Source organism: Ruegeria sp. CDSC079 (assembly GCF_059610505.1).
In genome coordinates, this window is sequence record NZ_JBXWNT010000005.1 from 385950 (window position 1) to 404808 (window position 18859).

An 18859-nucleotide genomic window follows, 5' to 3' on the forward strand; every position below is an offset into this window, starting at 1 on the left:
CCCGCCCTGTCCTTGTTTCATCCATCAGCCGAATGCGCAGGCCTGACACGCCGCGCCAGTCAACACAGCCAAAACGGAGCCCGGACATGACCTCCGATCCAGATAAGAAACCACCGATCTGGCGTCGGTATTTCCTGTGGGGAATGCCTGTGGCCGGTATTGCCGCTGCCTTTGCCGCCGGGATCGTCTTTTGGGGTGGGTTCAACACCGCCATGGAAGCCACCAACACCAAAGAGTTCTGTATCTCGTGCCATGAGATGCGCGATTTCGTCTATGAAGAATACACCGGGACCATCCACGATGTGAACCGATCAGGGGTCGGGGCGGTCTGTTCCGACTGTCACGTACCCAAGGACTGGACCCACAAGATGATCCGCAAGATCAAGGCGTCCAAAGAACTGTATGGCAAGGTGGTTGGCTCGATCAGTACACCCGAGAAGTTCGAAGCTAAGCGTATCCATCTGGCGATGAATGAATGGGAAAGGATGAAGGCCACAGATTCGCGCGAGTGCCGCAACTGCCACGACTTTGAATCGATGATGCCCGAGTTCCAGCGCCCCCGCGCGCGCCAGCAACATTTGAACGCAATGGAGACAGGCCAGACCTGTATCGACTGCCACAAAGGGATTGCGCATTCGAACATCCGCGACAGGGCCACAGATGAATATCTGGAACAGATTGAAGCCCCGAATCCTGATTTCATCCGTGCAATTCCGCCAGAATACCTGGCCAGTCTCGACCGTGTAGAAGCCAAGGAGGCGGCTGAGGCCGAAGCCGAAAAATCGGCCAAGACAGCACAACAAGAGGCGGTGCAAGCCCAGATCGCAGCCGCTGTGGACGCTGCAGTCGCCGAAGAGCGCGCCAAATCAAGCGGTGAAGAATCTACAGCCCCGGCAGGCGGTGGCAGCGATATCGGAGGCGATATCGACTGGACCAGCATCGCAAGCGCGGATCTGAAGTTGTTTTATCCCGGTCAGGCTTCGTTTGAATGGGTTCAGAATGGCAAGTTCCACGGCGGCGCCCGGCCACTGACAAAAGGTGGCGACCAATGTTCGACTTGTCATGCCAAGGAATTGGACATGATTGGAAACAAGATCGTCGCAGGCGGCGAGCTGGAACCAACCCCGATCCCTGGAAAACGTGGTGTGATCGACGCAACTGTTCAGGCGGCCCATGATGCCGAAAACCTCTATATCCGCTTGCAATGGCCGGATGCAGGCCACAATCCTGCACCATTTGTGGATGGCGGTAAGATGGACCCGGACAACCAGATCAAGGTCGCCATGATGATCACCGGAACCGGGATCGAAATGGGGGATCAGGTGGGCTGCTGGGCCTCGTGCCACGCGGACAACACCTATATGCCGTTTGATCCGGGTGCAGATGCGATTGTCGCCAATGGCGATGTTGCAGGCCGCCTGGCCGCTCAGGACACTGTGACCAAATATATCAGCGAAAGCCGCACCGAGGTCGAAGTCAAAGGCCGGCGTGGGAAAGCTCTGGGTGGCTGGGACAAATTGCAGGCCGAAGCGCAGATCGCGCAATATCTGGATGACGGCACCTATCTGGATCTGATGCGCGTCTATGCCGATGGCAGCGCCAGCAACGGCTATCTTCTGGAACAGCGCATAGTCAATGATGGCGAAATCGCCGCCTCGGCCAACTTGTCGGGTGGTATTTGGACCGTCACGTTCTCGCGGCCCTTAAACTCGGGCGCACCGGGTGATGTGCCATTGGAACCGGGCAAGACCTATACGGTCGGCTTTGCAATCCACGATGACTTTGCCGCGGCACGATTCCACCACGTGACGCTGAACACAAGCTTCGCGCTGGACGACGACAGTGCCAATATCAACGTGGTCGGACAATGACTGATGGGGCCGGGTAAACCGGCCCCAATGTATTTGGTATGGAGACTTGGACGATGAAGATCCGCCTACTTCTTCCTGCATTTCTGGCTTTGGCGTCACCTGCGGTGGCCGCTGACGAAGACACAGCTGAGATCTGCGCTGAGGCAGAAACCCGCTACGTGGATCTGTTCGGTCAGCCGTCTTCAGATGTGGAAGATGCAGAGGTTGTGCTGATGTACAAATACAATTTCTGCCCAGCCCAACTGACGGTCAAAGCGGGGACCACAGTGCGTTGGGTGAACGTAGACAAACGCACCAGCCATAGCGTCCTGCTGAAAGATGGCAGCAAAGCCGAGAGTGACCGCCTGTTCCCCGAGGAATTTGTTGATCTGACATTTCTTGTTCCCGGCGCCCAGGATTACCTGTGCGGACCACATTGGGAGACACAGAACATGTTCGGAATGGTCACCGTAGAGCCCTGATAAGCGGCAGGCTGAAAGATGCGCGGGCGCAATTCCCGTGCTCCTTAACTTAAGTCAAGGAGGTCGGTTTACCTGTGCGCCAACTTGTTTCCATGACACGCCCGGTTCCCCAGCAACGTCCCATATTCGCGCATGGAAACGACCAAAACACCGGGTTCCGAAGACATTCAGAACAAGCGAGTTTGCACATGAGCGGTAAGGTTTTTCTGATTGGTGCCGGCCCTGGTGATCCCGAACTGATCACCATGCGCGCCCTGCGTATGCTGCAGGAGGCGGACGTGGTGGTCTATGACCGCCTTGTTTCGGATGAAATTCTGGCCATGCACACCGAGGGCGCGCGGCTGATCGCCGTCGGCAAGGCCCCCAAGTGCCACACTGTTCCTCAGGATCGCATCAACGAAATCCTGCTGGAACACGCACGCGCAGGTCACGTTGTGGCCCGGCTGAAAGGCGGGGATCCGATGATCTTTGGTCGCGGCTCGGAAGAGGCCGCTTTTCTGATGGCACACGGTGTTACGGTCGAATACGCACCGGGCATCACGGCGGCACAAGGCGCATCCTGTTCGACCGGCGTGCCCCTGACCCATCGCGGACTGGCGACCTCGGTTCAATATGTCACCGGGCACAGGCAGTCCGACAAGGTTCTTGATCTGGATTGGAAACGGCTGGCGGACCCGGATACAACGCTGGTCGTCTATATGGGCGTGGCCAATATCGGCCAGATCGCCATCGGCTTGATGACCGAGAACCTACCCGGATCCACCCCGGTCCTGGCTGTTGGGCAGGCCACCAGTGCCTCTGAACGCCGCCTTGTATCCCGACTGGACCAGATTGCCGCGGATGTGCGCAAGGCGGATCTGAAGGCCCCTACCTTATTCATTATCGGAAAGGTCGTTTCGCTTTATGCCAATCAGGCCCTGACCGAGATTTTGGAGCGGGCGCATGGGTAGCCTGGCGAATATGGACCGCAAGCAGCCGGGCTGGGCCGCGCATACTGTTCTGACTGCCGTCGTTCTGGTTGCCACTTCCGCTCTGGCAGCTGACGCCATCGACCCAACCGCCCTGAAACGGTTGGTCCACCAGGATTGCGGCTCGTGCCACGGATTGTCCCTGAAAGGCGGGCTTGGTCCTGATCTGCGACCGGAAACTCTGGAACATTACGAGGCAGACGTCCTGACGGGGGTCATACTAGACGGCATCCCCGACACGGCTATGCCCCCCTGGCGCCCCCTGATCAGCGAAGAAGAGGCCGAATGGATCGCCCGATACCTGCTGGAACAGGAGGCAAAATGAAACAACTTGCCCTTGGCATCGTTGCCCTAATGATGATGACACCTGCCAATGCAGACCCCACCGCCACCGGAGATCTGGGCCTTGTGATCGAACGGGCAAAAGGGTCGGTCTTATTGGTGGACCAGTCGGACCGGGCCGCATTGGCACGGATCGAAGGGTTGGGCGATCTGTCCCACGCCTCCCTGGTCTATTCACCCGACGAACGCTTTGCCTATGTTTTTGGCCGCGATGGCGGGCTGACCAAGGTTGATATAGTGACCCGTCAGATTGCAAATCGGGTCGTGCAGGCTGGCAATTCCATTGGCGGCGCAATTTCGGATGACGGCCAACTGGTTGCGGTGTCGAACTATGAGCCGGGTGGCGTACGCGTGTTCGACGCGGATACGCTGGAACTGGTTGCCGACATTCCCACCGACAGCAAAACCATAGGTCTTGTCGATGCGCCGGGCCGTCGGTTCGTGTTTTCCATGTGGGACACGGGCGAGACCTGGATTGCTGATTTCGCAAATGGCGCGCCCGAGATCACCAAGATCACCGATATGGGTAAGAACCCCTATGACGCGCTGATCACCGCCAATGGTCGCACTTATATCACCGGTCTGTTTGGCGAGGACGGGCTGACCGCGCTGGACCTATGGGCAGACAATCCAAAACCGATCCGCGTGCTGCCGGGCTATGGGCGCGGACAGGAAGAGATGCCGGTATACAAGATGCCTCATCTTGAGGGCTGGGCACTGACGGATCGCGAATTTGTCCTGCCCGCGGTCGGCCACCATGAGGTTCTTTGGATTGACGCCGAAACCTTGACAGAAACAGGCCGCACCCAAACCCATGGTCAGCCGGTCTTTGCCATGGCGCGCCCGGATGGGCGACAGGTCTGGGTGAATTTTGCCCATCCATTGAACGATACAATTCAGGTCATCGACAGCGTCAGCAAACAGGTCATCCACGAATTCTCTCCGGGCCCTGCCGTCCTGCATATGGAGTTCACGGCACGCGGGCATGAGGTCTGGATCAGTGTCCGCGACGCCAACAAGGTCGTGGTCTACGACACGCATAGCTTTGAAAAGCTGCGCGAGATCGCGGCGGACAGCCCCTCGGGTATCTTTTTCACCGCCCGCGCGCACAGAACAGGGTTGTAACCCATGCAACATATCACTGACCCGATCGACCGTCGCTTGCTGGACGATTTTCAGCGCGAATTTCCGATTGTCGACCGCCCGTTTCAGCCAGTGGCCAAGGCGCTGGGGCTGGACGAAGCTGAAGTGCTGAACCGCCTGGCGCGAATGCGTTCGACCGGCCGGATCACCCGGGTCGGGGCCACGATCACTCCGGGCGCGGTGACGGCCAGTACTCTGGCCGCGGTGGCCGCACCCGAGGAGCATCTGGAGGACATTGCCGCCCTGATCGACGCAGAGCCTGGTGTGAACCACAATTATCAACGTGAGGACAAATGGAACCTCTGGTTTGTAGCGACCGGCCCTGATCGCGCGCATGTGGACGCCACTCTGGCCCGGATTGGCCTGCAAACCGGTTTGCAGGTTTTGGACTTGCGTCTGGTTCGGCCGTTCAATGTTGATTTGGGCTTTCGAATGACAGGCAAGCAACGCAACGTACCGGCACCGCGCAAGGTGGACTGTTCCGTTTTGCAAAAGGGTGATCGCTCGTTGATGCAGGCGCTTAGTTCCGGCTTACCGCTGGTTTGCGAACCTTACGCAGCACTGGCCACCTCTTTGGACCGTAAACCAGAGGACGCCATGACGCGGATCCGGATCTTACACGAGGCTGGAATTGTCTCGCGTCTTGGCGTGATCGTAAGACACCGGGCACTGGGCTGGTCGGCCAATGCGATGGTGGTCTGGGATATGCCAACTGATCAGGTCGATCGTGCCGGACCTGCGCTGGCAAAATACCCTGGCGTGACACTGTGTTATGAGCGTCGACCCGTTGAAAACATCTGGCCCTACCGCCTGTATTCCATGATCCACGCCCGCTCGCGCAGCGAAGCGCGAAACGTCCTGGCCGGGGCTGCGGCATTGCCTGAGCTGTTTGGCGCGCAGCACAAGGTGTTGTTTTCGACGCGCTGTTTCAAACAGACCGGCGCGCTGATCCAACCCAAGGAGACGGCGGCATGACCCTGGACGAAACTGATCGGGCAATCCTGAACCGAATGCAGGACGACTTACCTCTGACCTCACAACCCTATGCGATGGTGGCCCAAGAACTGGGGATTTCGGAACAGGATCTGTTGGTTCGCTTATCACGGATGAAGGATGACCGGGTCATCACGCGCTTTGGCCCGTTCTTTGACGCGGCCGCGATGGGCGGGGCTTTTTGCCTATGTGCCATGGCCATACCGACAGAGGCATTTGAATCCGTCCTGACCAAAGTCAATGCGCATCCCGAAGTTGCCCATAATTATGAACGTACGCACCGGCTGAACATGTGGTTCGTGTTGGCCACCGAAACGCCCCAAGGGATTGAGGCCTGCGCCGATGCGATCGAACAAGAGACGGGGATCGAAGTTCTCAGATTTCCCAAGTTGCAGGAATTCTTCATCGGCTTCCGGGTGGCGGCATGATCGACGCAAAAGACAGACTGATTATCGAGGTTCTGCAGGGCGGATTGCCCCTGGTGCCTTCGCCCTACGCTCGGGTCGCTGAAAGCCTTGGGATGGACGAACAAGCGCTGCTGTATCGCCTCGCAGAACTTAAGGCGCGCGGCGTTATACGTCGTATCGCGGCAGCCCCGAACCACTACAAACTGGGCATGACTTCGAACGGCATGACAGTCTGGGACGTCGATGACAGTCAAATCGCTGATTTGGGGGCACATATTGGCGGTCTGCCTTTTGTCACCCATTGCTATGAACGTCCACGTGCCCTGCCCGACTGGCCTTACAACCTGTTCGCCATGGTCCATGGCAAAGACAGGGGTGAAGTCGAAGAAAAACGGGCCGAGATTGCCGGTATTCTGGGCAGTGCCTGCCGGGCCAAGGACATCCTGTATTCAACGCGCATCCTGAAAAAGACCGGGCTGCGCCTGAAACCGAAAGGCCAAACGCCATGTTCCGCCTGACTGAATACATGCAGCAACTGGTCACCCCGACCCCCGTGCGCAAGCGCCGCCCCGGCCCGGTTAAGCCGGTGGTCATCTGGAATCTGACCCGGCGCTGCAACCTGAAATGCCGCCATTGCTATACTGTTTCGGCGGATGTCGCGTTCCCGGGTGAGCTCAGCCACGAGCAAGCCATGGTAACCCTTGAGGATCTCGGCCAATTTCGCGTCCCGGCCCTGATCCTCTCGGGGGGGGAACCGCTGGATCGGTTCGATTTCTTTGATATCGCCAACCGGGCGCGCAAGTTGGTGCCGATGCTGGCGCTGTCGACGAATGGCACGCGGATTTACGATGAAACCGCCGATATGATCGCTGATGTCGGCTTTAACTATGTCGGCATATCACTTGACGGAATCGGGGCCACAAACGACTGGTTCCGAGGTGTCGAGGGCGCCTTTTCAGATGCCCTGCGCGGCGTGCGCGAGTGCAAGAAACGCGGCATCAAGGTCGGTTTGCGATTCTGTTTGACCGAGGGCACGCAGCACCATCTGCCCGATCTCCTGCAGTTGTGTGATGATGAGGGGGTCGACAAATTCTACCTGTCTCATCTGGTTTACGCCGGTCGCGGCGACAAGAACAGGGGCGAAGATGCCGAACACCTGCGCACGCGCAAAGGTCTGGATCTGTTATTGGACCGTGCGTGGGAGGCAGCCTCGGGCGGGCGCCCGCTGGATATCGTCACCGGCAATAACGATGCCGACGCCGGATATTTTCTGAACTGGGTCAGGACGCATTTTGATGCCGAAAAGACCTCGCATATACGTGCGCATTTGGCGGCCTGGGGCGGGAACTCCAGCGGGTTGGGGGTGGCCAATATCGACAATCTTGGTCGGGTCCATCCCGACACCTACTGGTCAGATTACACGGTCGGGAATGTGAAAACGACGCCGTTTTCCGAGTTGTGGACCGGGGACGACAAGATGCTGGCCATGCTGCGCACTCGCCCGCGTCCGTTGAAAGGGCGCTGTGGAGTTTGTCAGCTCAGGGATGTTTGCGGTGGCAACACGCGCATCCGGGCCCTGCAACTGACGGGCGATCCCTGGGCCGAGGACCCGGCCTGTTACCTGTCAAACGATGAAATTGGCGTGGATAAAGCGGGCAAACGCCTGCAGGTCACACCTTTCCGGGGGAAAAGCCATGATCCGGCGCATCAGTTCTTTTAGGGCTCGGACGCTTGGAACACTGTGTGCGCTTCTGCTGACCAGCGCCGCATGGGCCGACGCCCAGTCCGACTATGCCGAACATTGCGCGTCCTGCCATGGTGACACCCGGCTGGGCGGAGTTGGTCCGGCCTTGATACCCGAAACGCTAAAACGCATGCGCGGGCCGCGGGTTGCCGCCGTGATCGCCGAAGGGCGCACCGCCACCCAGATGCCCGCCTTTGCGCATAATCTGAACACCCTGCAGATCGAGGAGTTGGCAGGTTGGTTGAAATCCCCGCTCGAGACCGTCCCGGACTGGGCCGAGGCGGACATCATGGCCAGCCGTACGCTGGACGCAGACTATGTCGAGATTGATGCGCCCGTTTGGTCCAGTGATCCGATGAACATCACGTTGGTGGTGGAAACCGGAGACCACCATGTCAGCGTTCTGGACGGTGACACATTTGAGGTTTTGGACAGATTTGAAACTCCTTTTGCCGTTCATGGCGGCCCAAAGTTCAGCCCCGATGGGCGTTACGTGTTCATCATGTCCCGCGATGGCTGGGTCCAGAAATATGACATCTGGGCGTTGCAACAAGTGGGTCGCGTGCGGGCGGGACTAAACAGCCGCAACATTGCCATGTCAGGCGATGGCAAATGGCTGGCGGTGGCGAATTACCTACCCAACAGCCTGACCCTTTTGTCCACCCGGGATCTTTCGGTGGCAAAAGTGATCGAGATTAAAAGCAGGAAAGGTAATCCCAGCCGCGTTTCGGCCGTTTATCAAGCTCCGCCACGGGAAAGCTTTGTGCTGGCCTTGAAGGATGTGCCAGAGATTTGGGAGGTCTTCTATGGCGCCAATCCACCCCAATCCGGGCTGGGACACGATTTTCGTATCGAAGGGCAGTTCAAGAACCCGAACCCTTTCCCAGTACGCAAGATCACTACGCCCGACTATCTGGACGATTTCTTTTTCGACCAGACTTATGAATACGTCATGGGCGCATCTCGCGACGGGAACGGCGGTCAGGTGATTGATCTGGTCATTGGCCAAAAAGTGGCTGACCTGGATCTGCCCGGCATGCCGCATCTGGGTTCCGGGATTACCTGGCGGCGCGGCGATACAACTGTGATGGCAACGCCGCACCTGACTGATGGCACCGTCTCGGTGATCGACATGGAGACATGGGAAACGGTCAAGCGGCTCAAGACCGAAGGGCCGGGGTTTTTCATGCGCAGCCATGAAAACTCGCCATATGTCTGGGCCGATGTTTTCTTTGGGCCCAACAAGGATGTGATGCATGTGATCGACAAGCAAACCCTTGAGATCGTACGGACCCTGCGCCCAGCGCCGGGCAAAACCGTGGCCCATGTGGAATTCACCAAGGACGGAAGCCATGCGTTGGTTTCGATCTGGGAAGATGACGGCGCGGTGATCATCTATGATGCAAAAACACTGGAAGAGGTCCGCCGTCTGCCGATGCGCAAACCTTCGGGAAAGTACAATGTCTGGAACAAAATCACCTTCTCGGAAGGAACCAGCCACTGAGGGCAAATGGCCGGTGTGGAAACTGGCCATGTTGCTGTATCCAGCGTCTGCGCTGACCGTGGCCATAAACCTTTTTCTGGCTGGCCTGATCGCCAACAGCGCCGGATTCGGAGTGATTGAGCCTGTCACCGCCATCCTGTGGTCAATCCCATTGGGTGTACCTGCCTGCTGGTTTGCAGGGCGCTGGGTACGCAGTTTGATGGACGAAGCAGACGGCTAGGTCGGATTCTCCAAAGGCCTAACCGAAGTCAAGTATCTGCTTTCGGGAATCTCTTAGGACTTGGGAAAGATCACCAAGTTGGATTCTCCATGCCCGCCCATAATCCTTTGCACATTTCAGCTGTTTGCGCGTCCCGCGCAGCTTGTGCGGTGGCAGGTATAATCCTTCTGCTTTTGCAGCTGCTTAGCCCGGCGCTGGCGAGTCCCGGGCAAAGCATGTGGGTTGAGATCTGCTCGGAGGGCGGCGCGGTCTGGGTCGAGGTTGATCTTGAAAAAGGCGATGCAGACCCGACCGCACCTTGCCCCAAATGCGCCGATTGCGCGCTGTGCGCCGTGACCGGTGCCGCACCTCTGCCCATGCCGCTGGAAGTGACGCAACGAGGAAGGGTTCAATTCTTATCTTGCCAAAACAACAGGTCCTTCGAGCTAAATGGCTCTGACCGGCTGTGGCCAGAAACCCGGGGTCCTCCCCCTGCACCAGAATTTAAAACCGAACGCGCCCCGCGCGCGTCCATGGCGTCCACCCCAATCATCGGAGGTGCGTCGTGGTCGTAAGTCGCGCAATCCATTTCCTGCTGGCCTTTTTTCTGTCCTGCCTGATGGCGATCAGCGCACATGCCGACAGCCTTGCCAGCTTTCTGCCAGAACTTGAGCCCGCGGACCTGATCCCCGGCGCCGAGGCATTTGGCCCGATCAGAAAAGACATTCCGGTTGCGCCGATCCTGAAAGGGGGCAAAACGATTGCCTGGGCCTTTCTGACCTCGGATTTCGTGGGCACCACAGGCTATTCCGGCAAACCCATTCACGTCGTTGCAGCGATCGACAATGATGCAGTGCTTACTGGCGTTAAGCTGGTCAAGCATTCGGAACCCATCGTACTGATCGGGATCCCGAACGCGCGCATGGTCGAACTGACCGAAGGCTATGCCGGCCTGGACCTTAGGGTTGAGGCTGAAACAGGCGGTGAGGGCCATGACCTCGACATTATCTCGGGCGCGACTGTCACAATCATGGTGATCGACGACAGTCTCGTGCGTGGCGGCATCAAGGTAGCGCGGGCGCTGGGGCTGGGTGGCTTGTCACCGCTGCAGGCCGACGGACCGAAGCGCGAAGTCGATATGGCACAAGACGCCACTTATGACTGGACAACGCTTTCGGGTGACGGCTCGGTCCGACGCCTGACACTGGATGTCGGTCAGGTCAACGCTGCGTTCGAGGCCACCGGCGACCAGCGCGCCATCAGGCGCCGTGAACGGGGCGCGCCCGACGACACCTTCATCGACATGCATCTGGCGTTGGTTTCAGTCCCGTCGATCGGCAAGTCGCTGCTGGGCGAGGCCGAGTATCAAAACCTGACCGAGTGGCTGGGCGAGGGCGAGCAAGCCATCCTGGTGCTGGGTCGTGGCGCCTATAGCTTCAAGGGGTCAGGCTATGTGCGTGGCGGAATTTTCGACCGTATTCAGCTGATTCAAGGTGATAATTCGGTACGCTTCTTTGATAAACAGCAAGAGCGTCTGGGCAGAGTTGCGGCCGCCGATGCGCCCAGTTTCACCGAGCTGGATATCTTCAAAATCCCCGCTGAGGCAGAGTTTGATCCGGCCGAACCGTTCCGCCTGCAACTGTTGGTGCAACGCGCCGTCGGTGCGGTTGAAAAGACGTTCCTGACCTTCGATTTGGGCTACAAACTGCCTGAGCAGTACCTGTTGCCAGTCGTAGCCCCCACCGTTGTGGATGACGCCACAGGTGAAGCCGCCGCCAAAGCCGCTCTTTGGAAACGTATCTGGAAGGATCGCACAGTTGAGATTGCCGGTCTGGGCGTCATGCTGCTGATACTGACGGCGACCTTCTTTTTCCAGTTCCATGCCACGATGAACGCGCGGGTCTTTTACTGGTTCCGCATCGGCTATCTGACAATGACCCTGTTCTTTATCGGCTGGTACGCGAATGCCCAGTTGAGCGTGGTGAACCTGATGGCACTGGCGGGCAGTTTGCGCACGGGTTTCTCATGGGATGCCTTCCTACTGGACCCGCTGGTGTTCATCCAATGGTTCGCCGTGGCAGCCGCCCTGTTGTTCTGGGGACGTGGTGCCTATTGCGGCTGGCTGTGCCCGTTTGGTGCGCTGCAAGAACTGACCAACAAGATCGCGCGGGCTTTTCGCGTGCCGCAATGGACCCTGCCCTGGGGCCTGAATGAACGGCTGTGGCCCGCGAAATACATGATCTTCTTGGGTCTCTTCGGCCTCAGCTTTGTCTCCATCCCGCTGGCCGAGAAGTATGCCGAGATCGAGCCTTTCAAGACCGCGATCATTCTGAAATTCATGCGCGACTGGCCGTTTGTGGTTTTTGCGCTGGCCCTGTTGGGTATCGGCCTGTTCGTTGAGCGGTTCTACTGCCGCTATCTCTGCCCGTTGGGCGGAGCACTGGCGATCCCGGCCCGCATGCGCATGTTCGACTGGCTACGCCGTTACAAGGACTGCGGCACCCCCTGTCAGACCTGTGCCAATGAATGCCCCGTTCAGGCGATCCACCCCACAGGTGAGATCAATCCGAACGAGTGCGTCACCTGCCTGCATTGTCAGGTGCTCTACCAGTCCGAGGACAAATGTCCCGTCGTTATCCGCCAACTGAAACGGCGGGCCAAGACAGGGTCGGTCGATCTCAAGACCCCACTCGGACAACCACCGGCGAACCATCCAAACGCCAAACCGAAAACCGTTTCCTAAAAGGAGGAACGATCATGTCGGAACATGACAACAAACTAACCGTCACACGCCGCGGTATGCTGGGGGCGACCGCCACTGGCGCCGTGCTGGCCGGAACCGGTCTGGGATCAACCCTGATGACCGCAAAACAGGCCAGCGCCGCGGCCAATGCCAATCTCGAACCTGGTGAGTTGGACGAATACTACGGTTTCTGGTCCTCGGGTCAGACCGGTGAGCTGCGCATTCTGGGCTTCCCGTCCATGCGCGAGCTGATGCGGGTGCCGGTGTTCAACCGCTGTTCGGCCACCGGTTGGGGTCAGACCAATGAATCGCTGAAGATCATGACCGATGGCCTGCTGCCGGAAACCAAGGAATTCCTCGCCAAGCGCGGCATGAAAACCTACGATAACGGTGACCTGCACCACCCGCATATGTCGTTCACCGACGGCACCTACGATGGCCGTTACCTGTTCATGAACGACAAGGCCAACACGCGCGTTGCTCGCGTACGCTGCGACGTGATGAAATGCGACAAGATCACCGAAATCCCGAACGCCAAGGCGATCCATGGTCTGCGTCCGCAGAAATTCCCGCGCACTGGTTATGTCTTTGCCAATGGCGAAGATGAAACTCCATTGGTCAATGACGGCACTGTGCTGGACGATCCGTCGCAATACGTGAACATCTTCACCGCGCTGGACGGCGACACCATGGAAGTGGCATGGCAGGTGATCGTGTCGGGCAACCTCGACAACACCGACTGCGACTATCAGGGCAAATACGCCTATTCGACCTCGTACAACTCGGAAATGGGTATGAACCTGGCCGAGATGACCGAGAACGAGATGGACCATGTTGTTGTCTTCAACCTCGCCGAAATCGAAGCAGGTATCGAAGCAGGTGACTATCAGGAGCTGAAAGGCGTCAAGGTTCTGGACGGCCGTAAGGGTCAGAACAAGAAATACACCCGTTACATCCCGATCCCGAACTCACCGCACGGCATCAACACTGCGCCTGACGGCAAGCATGTCTGCATCAACGGTAAACTGTCGCCGACCGTATCGATCATGGATGTCACCAAACTGGACGCTCTGTTCGAAAGTGATGCCGATCCACGGTCCTGCATCGTGGGTGAGCCGCAGCTGGGTCTTGGCCCGCTTCACACTGCTTATGACGGCCAGGGCAACGCGTTCACCACGCTATTCCTGGACAGTCAGATCGTGAAGTGGAACCTCGACAAGGCAATCGAGGCTTACGGCGGCGCCGATGTAGATCCGATCATCTCGAAGGTCGATGTGCATTATCAGCCGGGCCATAACTCGACCACCATGGGTGAAACCAAGGAGGCTGATGGCAAGTGGCTGATTTCGATGAACAAGTTCTCGAAAGACAGGTTCTTGAACACGGGTCCACTTAAGCCTGAGAACGAGCAGCTGATCGATATCTCAACCAACGAGATGAAGGTGGTTCACGACGGACCGACCTTTGCCGAGCCGCATGACTCGATCATGGTGCGCGCCGACATCGTCAACCCGGTCAACGTCTGGGACCGTAACGACATCACCTGGGAGGACGCCCGCAAACAGGCTGAGGCCGATGGCATCGATCTGGAAGATGGTGCCGAGGAACCGATCCGGGACGGCAACAAGGTGCGGGTCTATATGACCTCGCAGGCCCCGACCTTCAGCCTTGAGAAGTTCACCGTCAAACAAGGGGATGAGGTAACAGTCTACATCACCAACCTGGATGACGTGGACGATGTGACCCACGGCTTCTGTCTTGGCAACTACGGCATCGCGATGGAAGTTGCGCCGATGGCGACCGCTTCGGTCACCTTCACCGCCGACCGTCCGGGCGTGCACTGGTTCTATTGCCAGTGGTTCTGCCACGCGCTGCACATGGAAATGCGCGGCCGGATGCTGGTCGAACCGGCGGGGGCATAACCCATGCGTTGGCCCCTGCTCATACCGCTCCTGCTCGGCTCGCCCCTTTGGGCGGCGGATTGGGACGTGCCCAATCGGGCGGGGGCCATCAATGAAACACTGGCACAGGCGGCGGATGGAGACACCCTTCGCCTGAGCCCCGGCGTTTATTCGGAAACACTGGTTCTGGACCGGCCCGTCACAATTGATGGGCTGGGGCAGGCCACCATTGACGGACAAGGCGTCGGCAGCGTCATCACCGTGACCGGACCGGGCGTGACCGTGCGCGGTCTGACCGTGATTGGTTCGGGCTCGAGCCATGATGGGATCGACAGTGGCATTCAGCTGGTCAAAACGGCCCATGCGCCGGTGATCGAAGGCAATGTGTTGCTGGGCAATCTCTATGGCATCGACATCCACGGCGCCAAGGACAGCGTCGTGCGCGGCAACCGGATCGAAGGGCGTCAGGACAAGCGGATGAATGACCGCGGCAACGGCGTCTATGTCTGGAACGCACCGGGTGCGCGGGTCGAAGACAATGATATCCGGTACGGGCGCGATGGGATCTTTGTGAACTCGTCCAAGAAGAACACCTTTACTGGAAACCTGTTCCGCGACCTGCGGTTCGCGGTGCACTACATGTATGCCGACGACTCGGTGGTCAGCGATAACGTCTCGATCGGCAATGATCTGGGCTATGCGGTGATGTTCACGACCAATGTCAAAATCACCGGCAATGTGTCGATTGATGATCGCGAACATGGTGTGATGCTGAACTACGCCAACAAGAGCGTGATTTCCGGGAACGTCGTTAAGGGTGCAAAGGAGAAATGCACCTTCCTGTATAACTCGAACAAGAACGAATTCACCGACAACTGGTTCGAGGGTTGCGGCATCGGCATTCACTTCACTGCTGGGTCAGAACGTAACCGTATCGTCGGCAACGCCTTTGTCGGAAACCGGACTCAGGTGAAATACGTTTCGACCAAGTGGGTCGAGTGGTCTGAAGACGGGCGCGGCAATTACTGGTCCGATTTCGCCGCCTATGATGTGGATGGCAACGGCGTCGCTGATGCCCCTTATCGCCCCAATGACTCGATGGACCATGTGCTGTGGACCCAACCCGCAGCCAAGCTGCTGCTCGGCTCCCCTGCCGTGCAGCTGGTGCGCTGGTCGCAATCAGCCTTCCCGGCACTATTGCCGGGGGGTGTGATGGACAGCAATCCATTGATGCGAGCCCCTGAACCCTCAGCTATGAAAAAGGTGCCTCATGACGGATAAGGCCCTGACGATAAACAACGTCTGTAAGGACCGAGGCAAAACCCGCGTTCTTGACGATATCACCCTGTCCCTTGCCCCCGGTCAGCGCGTGGCGCTGCTGGGCCATAACGGCGCGGGCAAGTCGACACTGATCAAATCAATCCTTGGCCTGATCCCGATTGAGGGCGGAGCCATTCGAATCGGAGACGCCACACCCGGCAGCGCACAGGCGCGGCGGGATACGGCGTACTTGCCCGAGGCGGTGTCCTTCCACCCGGCGCTTACGGGCCGGGAACAGCTGACGCTGTTCGCGCAGCTCTCGGGGTCCAAGGCCGATGTACCCGGTTTGCTGGAACGTGTTGGCCTCAGCGACGCGCTGGACCGACGGATCGGGACCTACTCCAAGGGGATGCGGCAACGTCTGGGATTGGCGCAAGTGCTGCTGGGGCAGCCGAAAGTGGCATTGCTGGACGAGCCGACGAGCGGACTGGACCCGATTTCTCGGCAGGATCTGTACGCCATCATCGACGAACTGGCCGCAAAAGGCACCGCCGTCCTGATCGCATCGCATGCCCTGACTGAGGTCGAGGCCCGCACAGACCGGATCGCAATCATGCGCGGGGGTCGGATGGTGGCCGATGACACGTTAAACAACCTTTCGGCACTGGCGGGTCTGCCAATCCGCCTGAAGGTGCGCGCCAGCTCTAACCCTGACGCCTTGGCCGCCAAACTGGGCGGCAGCCGGATCAATGGCGCGTCCGTTGAGTTGCTCTGCACCGTCGACGACAAGATGGAGGCCTTGCGCCGGATCGCCGGATTGGGCGATGCGGTGGCAGATGTGGAAATGACACCGCCCAAGCTGGAAGATCTCTATCGCTACTATGCACAGGAGAAGAGGCCATGATCCGCTTCCTCGCCATCACCCGCACTGAAATGTTGATCCTGCGCCGCAACCGCTGGCTGCTGATGGCGACACTGATCATGGTGTTATTCGCGCTGGCACTTACCTTTGCAGGCAGTGCACCCACAGGCACGCTTGGCGTAGATATGCTGACTGTCTCGGTTGCCTCGATGACGACGCTGTCGGTCTATCTTGCCCCCCTACTGGCACTGATGATTGCCTTTGACGCCATCGCAGGCGATGTGGACCGGGGCAGCTTATCGCTGCTCTTGTCCTATCCCGCCGGGCGCGGAGAAATCCTGTTGGGAAAATTCACCGCCCATTTGTCGGCGCTTGCCTTTGCGATGGCCATAGGTTTTGGCACGGCTGGCGCGGTGGCAGCATGGTTCGGTGGCGCCGGTCCAGAAAGCCTGTTGGCTCTGGTCCGTCTTATCCTCACTTCGATCGTGCTGGGCGCCGTGTTTCTGGCATTGGGATACTTGCTGTCCGCCCTGGCAAAGGGGGCCACGGCGGCAGCAGGTCTGTCGGCCGGGCTCTGGCTGGTTTTTGTCGTCCTCTATGATCTGGGCCTGTTGGGGGCCGTCGTCATGGACAAGGGCGGCACCTTCACTCAATCCGTCTTTCCATGGGTGATGGTGGCCAACCCAGCCGACGCTTTCCGTCTGTGGAATATCGCCGCAACCGAGGGCGTCGCGATGGCATCCGGCATGACCGGCGCTGCGCAGGCTCTGCCCGTCTGGGCCGCCCCGTTGTCTTTGCTGATCTGGCCCCTGCTAGGCCTTGCACTTGCCCGGCTCGCGTTCCGAAGGGTCGAGCCATGAAGCGTCTTTTCCTGATTGCTCTACTCGCCCTGACTGCCTGTAAGGAAGAACAGATTGCCGCGCCTGACCCGGTCGATCTGACACCAGACGCACTCAGCTTTTTTTGCCAGATGAATATAGCTGAACATGGCGGTCCAAAAGGACAGATTCACCTCGACGGCTATCCCACACCGCTGTTTTTTGCGCAGGTTCGCGACATGGTTGCCTATCTCAAAAGCCCCGAACGCGAGGCAGCCATTGTTGCAATCTATGTCAGCGATATGGGAACCGCCCCAAGCTGGCATCAACCAGGTCAATCCAACTGGATCAATGCCGAAGGTGCGACTTTCGTCGTCGGGGCCAATGTCGCCGGCGGCATGGGCGCGCGCGAGGTCGTGCCCTTTGCCGACCCGACCGATGCGGACAGCTTCATCATCCTGTACGGAGGGTCCGCTTTGCCCCTGACTGACATACCCGACGCCGAAGTGCTTGGCCCCGTCGATCTGGACTTGAAACTGGAGACACCAGCATGAGCCGTTTGTCCCGACGTCGTTTTCTGATCATGTCTGCGGCATGCGCCGCGCTACCGGCGGTCGCATCTGGCGCACCAGTCGCGCATTGGCGTGGCATCGCGCTGGGGGCCAGAGCCAGCCTTGACCTTGTTGGCCTTTCTGAGGCAGAGGCGGCGCCCCTGCTGACATCAATCGAAGCTGAACTGAACCGGCTGGAAGATATCTTTAGTCTGTACCGATCGCGATCACAGATTTCAGAGCTGAACCGAAGCGGATTGCTGCAGCAACCAGCCCCCGAGCTGTTGAATGTACTGAGCCTGTGTTCGACCCTTCACAGTGCATCAGACGGGGCTTTTGACCCCACAATACAACCCGTCTGGAGGGCGATGGCCGCGCGCGCCAGCGCTTCTGAATTGACTGCCGCCCAAGAAACTGTCGGCTGGCACCGAGTCCGATATGACGCTGATGCTATCCAGCTGCCAGAGCCCGGTGTCTCAGCCTTGACATTGAACGGTATCGCACAAGGCGCAATCACCGATCGCATTGCGGCGCTGTTACGGTCCTTTGGCTTACGCGATGTTCTGGTTAACATGGGAGAAATCGTGGCAATGGGTCAGCGAGGTGACGGGCAAGACTGGCGGGTCGGCCTTGCTGGTCACAATAATCAAGTCCTCAGGAAGATCACTTTGCGAGAACGCTCAGTAGCCACATCATCGGTTGCAGGCACGCTCTTGCCGGGCGACCAGGGCCATATCCTGAACCCATTCGGCCCAAGCCCAAGCAACCACACTGTTTCCGTTTCCGCACCCAATGCAGCCTTAGCTGACGGTCTGTCCACAGCTCTTTGCGCCGTCCCAAAGGAATGGACCGGTAGAATTCTGCAGAGTTTTCCATCGGCCAGTTTGGAGTTGAGCGGGTAATCCGCAGTCTGTTCCAAGGCAGTCAAACCGGCAAATAGGACCTGTCCGCTGAATCAACTTTACCGGTGGTCAACCTTTCGAGCGCCAGCAGCCTCATACCGAACAGTCATCCGAATTCAGAAACACCCCGGTAGTGCCGGCTCTTGCAACACCAACGGTACCGATTTCGGTGGTTTTAGCGGATTTACCG

The 18859-nt window shown here is 58.6% G+C and carries 18 protein-coding genes; all 18 read left to right on the forward strand.

The features are described from left to right. Nucleotides 1–86: 86 nt before the first annotated feature. Nucleotides 87–1871, forward strand: a complete 1785-nt coding sequence (locus AC2FIC_RS12175) for a NapC/NirT family cytochrome c (RefSeq protein ID WP_496691872.1) — start codon at nucleotides 87–89, stop codon at nucleotides 1869–1871. Nucleotides 1872–1924: 53 nt separating this feature from the next. Beyond that, a complete protein-coding gene (locus tag AC2FIC_RS12180) occupies nucleotides 1925–2332 on the forward strand; it encodes a cupredoxin domain-containing protein (RefSeq protein WP_281972618.1) in 408 nt (135 codons plus the stop codon). 188 nt (nucleotides 2333–2520) lie between these two features. Next, nucleotides 2521–3282 (forward strand): uroporphyrinogen-III C-methyltransferase, encoded by a 762-nt coding sequence (gene cobA, locus AC2FIC_RS12185; protein ID WP_281972619.1) that lies wholly within the window; start codon nucleotides 2521–2523, stop codon nucleotides 3280–3282. Then, a complete protein-coding gene (locus AC2FIC_RS12190) occupies nucleotides 3275–3625 on the forward strand; it encodes a c-type cytochrome (RefSeq protein WP_496691873.1) in 351 nt (116 codons plus the stop codon). Before cobA ends, AC2FIC_RS12190 begins: the two co-directional genes overlap by 8 nt. Beyond that, a complete protein-coding gene (locus tag AC2FIC_RS12195; protein ID WP_496691874.1) occupies nucleotides 3622–4767 on the forward strand; it encodes a cytochrome D1 domain-containing protein in 1146 nt (381 codons plus the stop codon). Before AC2FIC_RS12190 ends, AC2FIC_RS12195 begins: the two co-directional genes overlap by 4 nt. Nucleotides 4768–4770: 3 nt before the next feature. Next, nucleotides 4771–5760 (forward strand): siroheme decarboxylase subunit beta, encoded by a 990-nt coding sequence (ahbB, locus tag AC2FIC_RS12200; protein ID WP_496691875.1) that lies wholly within the window; start codon nucleotides 4771–4773, stop codon nucleotides 5758–5760. Beyond that, nucleotides 5757–6206, forward strand: a complete 450-nt coding sequence (locus AC2FIC_RS12205) for an Lrp/AsnC family transcriptional regulator (protein WP_142635234.1) — start codon at nucleotides 5757–5759, stop codon at nucleotides 6204–6206. The genes ahbB (AC2FIC_RS12200) and AC2FIC_RS12205 overlap by 4 nt, the downstream gene beginning before the upstream one ends. Then, nucleotides 6203–6703 (forward strand): siroheme decarboxylase subunit beta, encoded by a 501-nt coding sequence (gene ahbB / locus AC2FIC_RS12210; protein ID WP_496691876.1) that lies wholly within the window; start codon nucleotides 6203–6205, stop codon nucleotides 6701–6703. Before AC2FIC_RS12205 ends, ahbB (AC2FIC_RS12210) begins: the two co-directional genes overlap by 4 nt. Next, nucleotides 6691–7905, forward strand: a complete 1215-nt coding sequence (gene nirJ / locus AC2FIC_RS12215) for a heme d1 biosynthesis radical SAM protein NirJ (protein ID WP_496691877.1) — start codon at nucleotides 6691–6693, stop codon at nucleotides 7903–7905. The genes ahbB (AC2FIC_RS12210) and nirJ overlap by 13 nt, the downstream gene beginning before the upstream one ends. Further along, nucleotides 7880–9433, forward strand: coding sequence for a cytochrome D1 domain-containing protein (locus AC2FIC_RS12220; RefSeq protein ID WP_496691878.1), 1554 nt, complete (start codon nucleotides 7880–7882; stop codon nucleotides 9431–9433). Before nirJ ends, AC2FIC_RS12220 begins: the two co-directional genes overlap by 26 nt. 28 nt (nucleotides 9434–9461) lie before the next feature. Then, complete coding sequence (locus AC2FIC_RS12225; RefSeq protein ID WP_496691879.1) at nucleotides 9462–9653, forward strand: hypothetical protein; 192 nt, start codon at nucleotides 9462–9464, stop codon at nucleotides 9651–9653. A gap of 598 nt (nucleotides 9654–10251) precedes the next feature. Continuing rightward, nucleotides 10252–12375, forward strand: coding sequence for a 4Fe-4S binding protein (locus AC2FIC_RS12230; protein ID WP_496691895.1), 2124 nt, complete (start codon nucleotides 10252–10254; stop codon nucleotides 12373–12375). 14 nt (nucleotides 12376–12389) lie between these two features. Continuing rightward, nucleotides 12390–14297, forward strand: coding sequence for a TAT-dependent nitrous-oxide reductase (gene nosZ / locus AC2FIC_RS12235; RefSeq protein ID WP_142635219.1), 1908 nt, complete (start codon nucleotides 12390–12392; stop codon nucleotides 14295–14297). Between the two features lie 3 nt (nucleotides 14298–14300). Further along, complete coding sequence (locus AC2FIC_RS12240; protein ID WP_496691880.1) at nucleotides 14301–15557, forward strand: nitrous oxide reductase family maturation protein NosD; 1257 nt, start codon at nucleotides 14301–14303, stop codon at nucleotides 15555–15557. Continuing rightward, complete coding sequence (locus AC2FIC_RS12245; protein WP_496691881.1) at nucleotides 15547–16440, forward strand: ABC transporter ATP-binding protein; 894 nt, start codon at nucleotides 15547–15549, stop codon at nucleotides 16438–16440. Before AC2FIC_RS12240 ends, AC2FIC_RS12245 begins: the two co-directional genes overlap by 11 nt. Beyond that, nucleotides 16437–17258 (forward strand): ABC transporter permease, encoded by an 822-nt coding sequence (locus tag AC2FIC_RS12250; RefSeq protein WP_496691882.1) that lies wholly within the window; start codon nucleotides 16437–16439, stop codon nucleotides 17256–17258. Before AC2FIC_RS12245 ends, AC2FIC_RS12250 begins: the two co-directional genes overlap by 4 nt. After that, complete coding sequence (locus tag AC2FIC_RS12255) at nucleotides 17255–17770, forward strand: nitrous oxide reductase accessory protein NosL (RefSeq protein ID WP_142635212.1); 516 nt, start codon at nucleotides 17255–17257, stop codon at nucleotides 17768–17770. The genes AC2FIC_RS12250 and AC2FIC_RS12255 overlap by 4 nt, the downstream gene beginning before the upstream one ends. Beyond that, complete coding sequence (locus AC2FIC_RS12260) at nucleotides 17767–18669, forward strand: FAD:protein FMN transferase (protein WP_496691883.1); 903 nt, start codon at nucleotides 17767–17769, stop codon at nucleotides 18667–18669. The genes AC2FIC_RS12255 and AC2FIC_RS12260 overlap by 4 nt, the downstream gene beginning before the upstream one ends. The last annotated feature ends 190 nt before the right edge of the window (nucleotides 18670–18859 follow it).

What these genes read in the sequence shown, in the direction of transcription:
- AC2FIC_RS12175 (WP_496691872.1), top strand. Translation starts at nt 87, where the DNA reads ATGACCTCCGATCCAGATAAGAAACCACCGATCTGGCGTCGGTATTTC.
- AC2FIC_RS12180 (WP_281972618.1), top strand. Translation starts at nt 1,925, where the DNA reads ATGAAGATCCGCCTACTTCTTCCTGCATTTCTGGCTTTGGCGTCACCT.
- cobA (WP_281972619.1), top strand. Translation starts at nt 2,521, where the DNA reads ATGAGCGGTAAGGTTTTTCTGATTGGTGCCGGCCCTGGTGATCCCGAA.
- AC2FIC_RS12190 (WP_496691873.1), top strand. Translation starts at nt 3,275, where the DNA reads ATGGGTAGCCTGGCGAATATGGACCGCAAGCAGCCGGGCTGGGCCGCG.
- AC2FIC_RS12195 (WP_496691874.1), top strand. Translation starts at nt 3,622, where the DNA reads ATGAAACAACTTGCCCTTGGCATCGTTGCCCTAATGATGATGACACCT.
- ahbB (WP_496691875.1), top strand. Translation starts at nt 4,771, where the DNA reads ATGCAACATATCACTGACCCGATCGACCGTCGCTTGCTGGACGATTTT.
- AC2FIC_RS12205 (WP_142635234.1), top strand. Translation starts at nt 5,757, where the DNA reads ATGACCCTGGACGAAACTGATCGGGCAATCCTGAACCGAATGCAGGAC.
- ahbB (WP_496691876.1), top strand. Translation starts at nt 6,203, where the DNA reads ATGATCGACGCAAAAGACAGACTGATTATCGAGGTTCTGCAGGGCGGA.
- nirJ (WP_496691877.1), top strand. Translation starts at nt 6,691, where the DNA reads ATGTTCCGCCTGACTGAATACATGCAGCAACTGGTCACCCCGACCCCC.
- AC2FIC_RS12220 (WP_496691878.1), top strand. Translation starts at nt 7,880, where the DNA reads ATGATCCGGCGCATCAGTTCTTTTAGGGCTCGGACGCTTGGAACACTG.
- AC2FIC_RS12225 (WP_496691879.1), top strand. Translation starts at nt 9,462, where the DNA reads ATGTTGCTGTATCCAGCGTCTGCGCTGACCGTGGCCATAAACCTTTTT.
- AC2FIC_RS12230 (WP_496691895.1), top strand. Translation starts at nt 10,252, where the DNA reads ATGGCGATCAGCGCACATGCCGACAGCCTTGCCAGCTTTCTGCCAGAA.
- nosZ (WP_142635219.1), top strand. Translation starts at nt 12,390, where the DNA reads ATGTCGGAACATGACAACAAACTAACCGTCACACGCCGCGGTATGCTG.
- AC2FIC_RS12240 (WP_496691880.1), top strand. Translation starts at nt 14,301, where the DNA reads ATGCGTTGGCCCCTGCTCATACCGCTCCTGCTCGGCTCGCCCCTTTGG.
- AC2FIC_RS12245 (WP_496691881.1), top strand. Translation starts at nt 15,547, where the DNA reads ATGACGGATAAGGCCCTGACGATAAACAACGTCTGTAAGGACCGAGGC.
- AC2FIC_RS12250 (WP_496691882.1), top strand. Translation starts at nt 16,437, where the DNA reads ATGATCCGCTTCCTCGCCATCACCCGCACTGAAATGTTGATCCTGCGC.
- AC2FIC_RS12255 (WP_142635212.1), top strand. Translation starts at nt 17,255, where the DNA reads ATGAAGCGTCTTTTCCTGATTGCTCTACTCGCCCTGACTGCCTGTAAG.
- AC2FIC_RS12260 (WP_496691883.1), top strand. Translation starts at nt 17,767, where the DNA reads ATGAGCCGTTTGTCCCGACGTCGTTTTCTGATCATGTCTGCGGCATGC.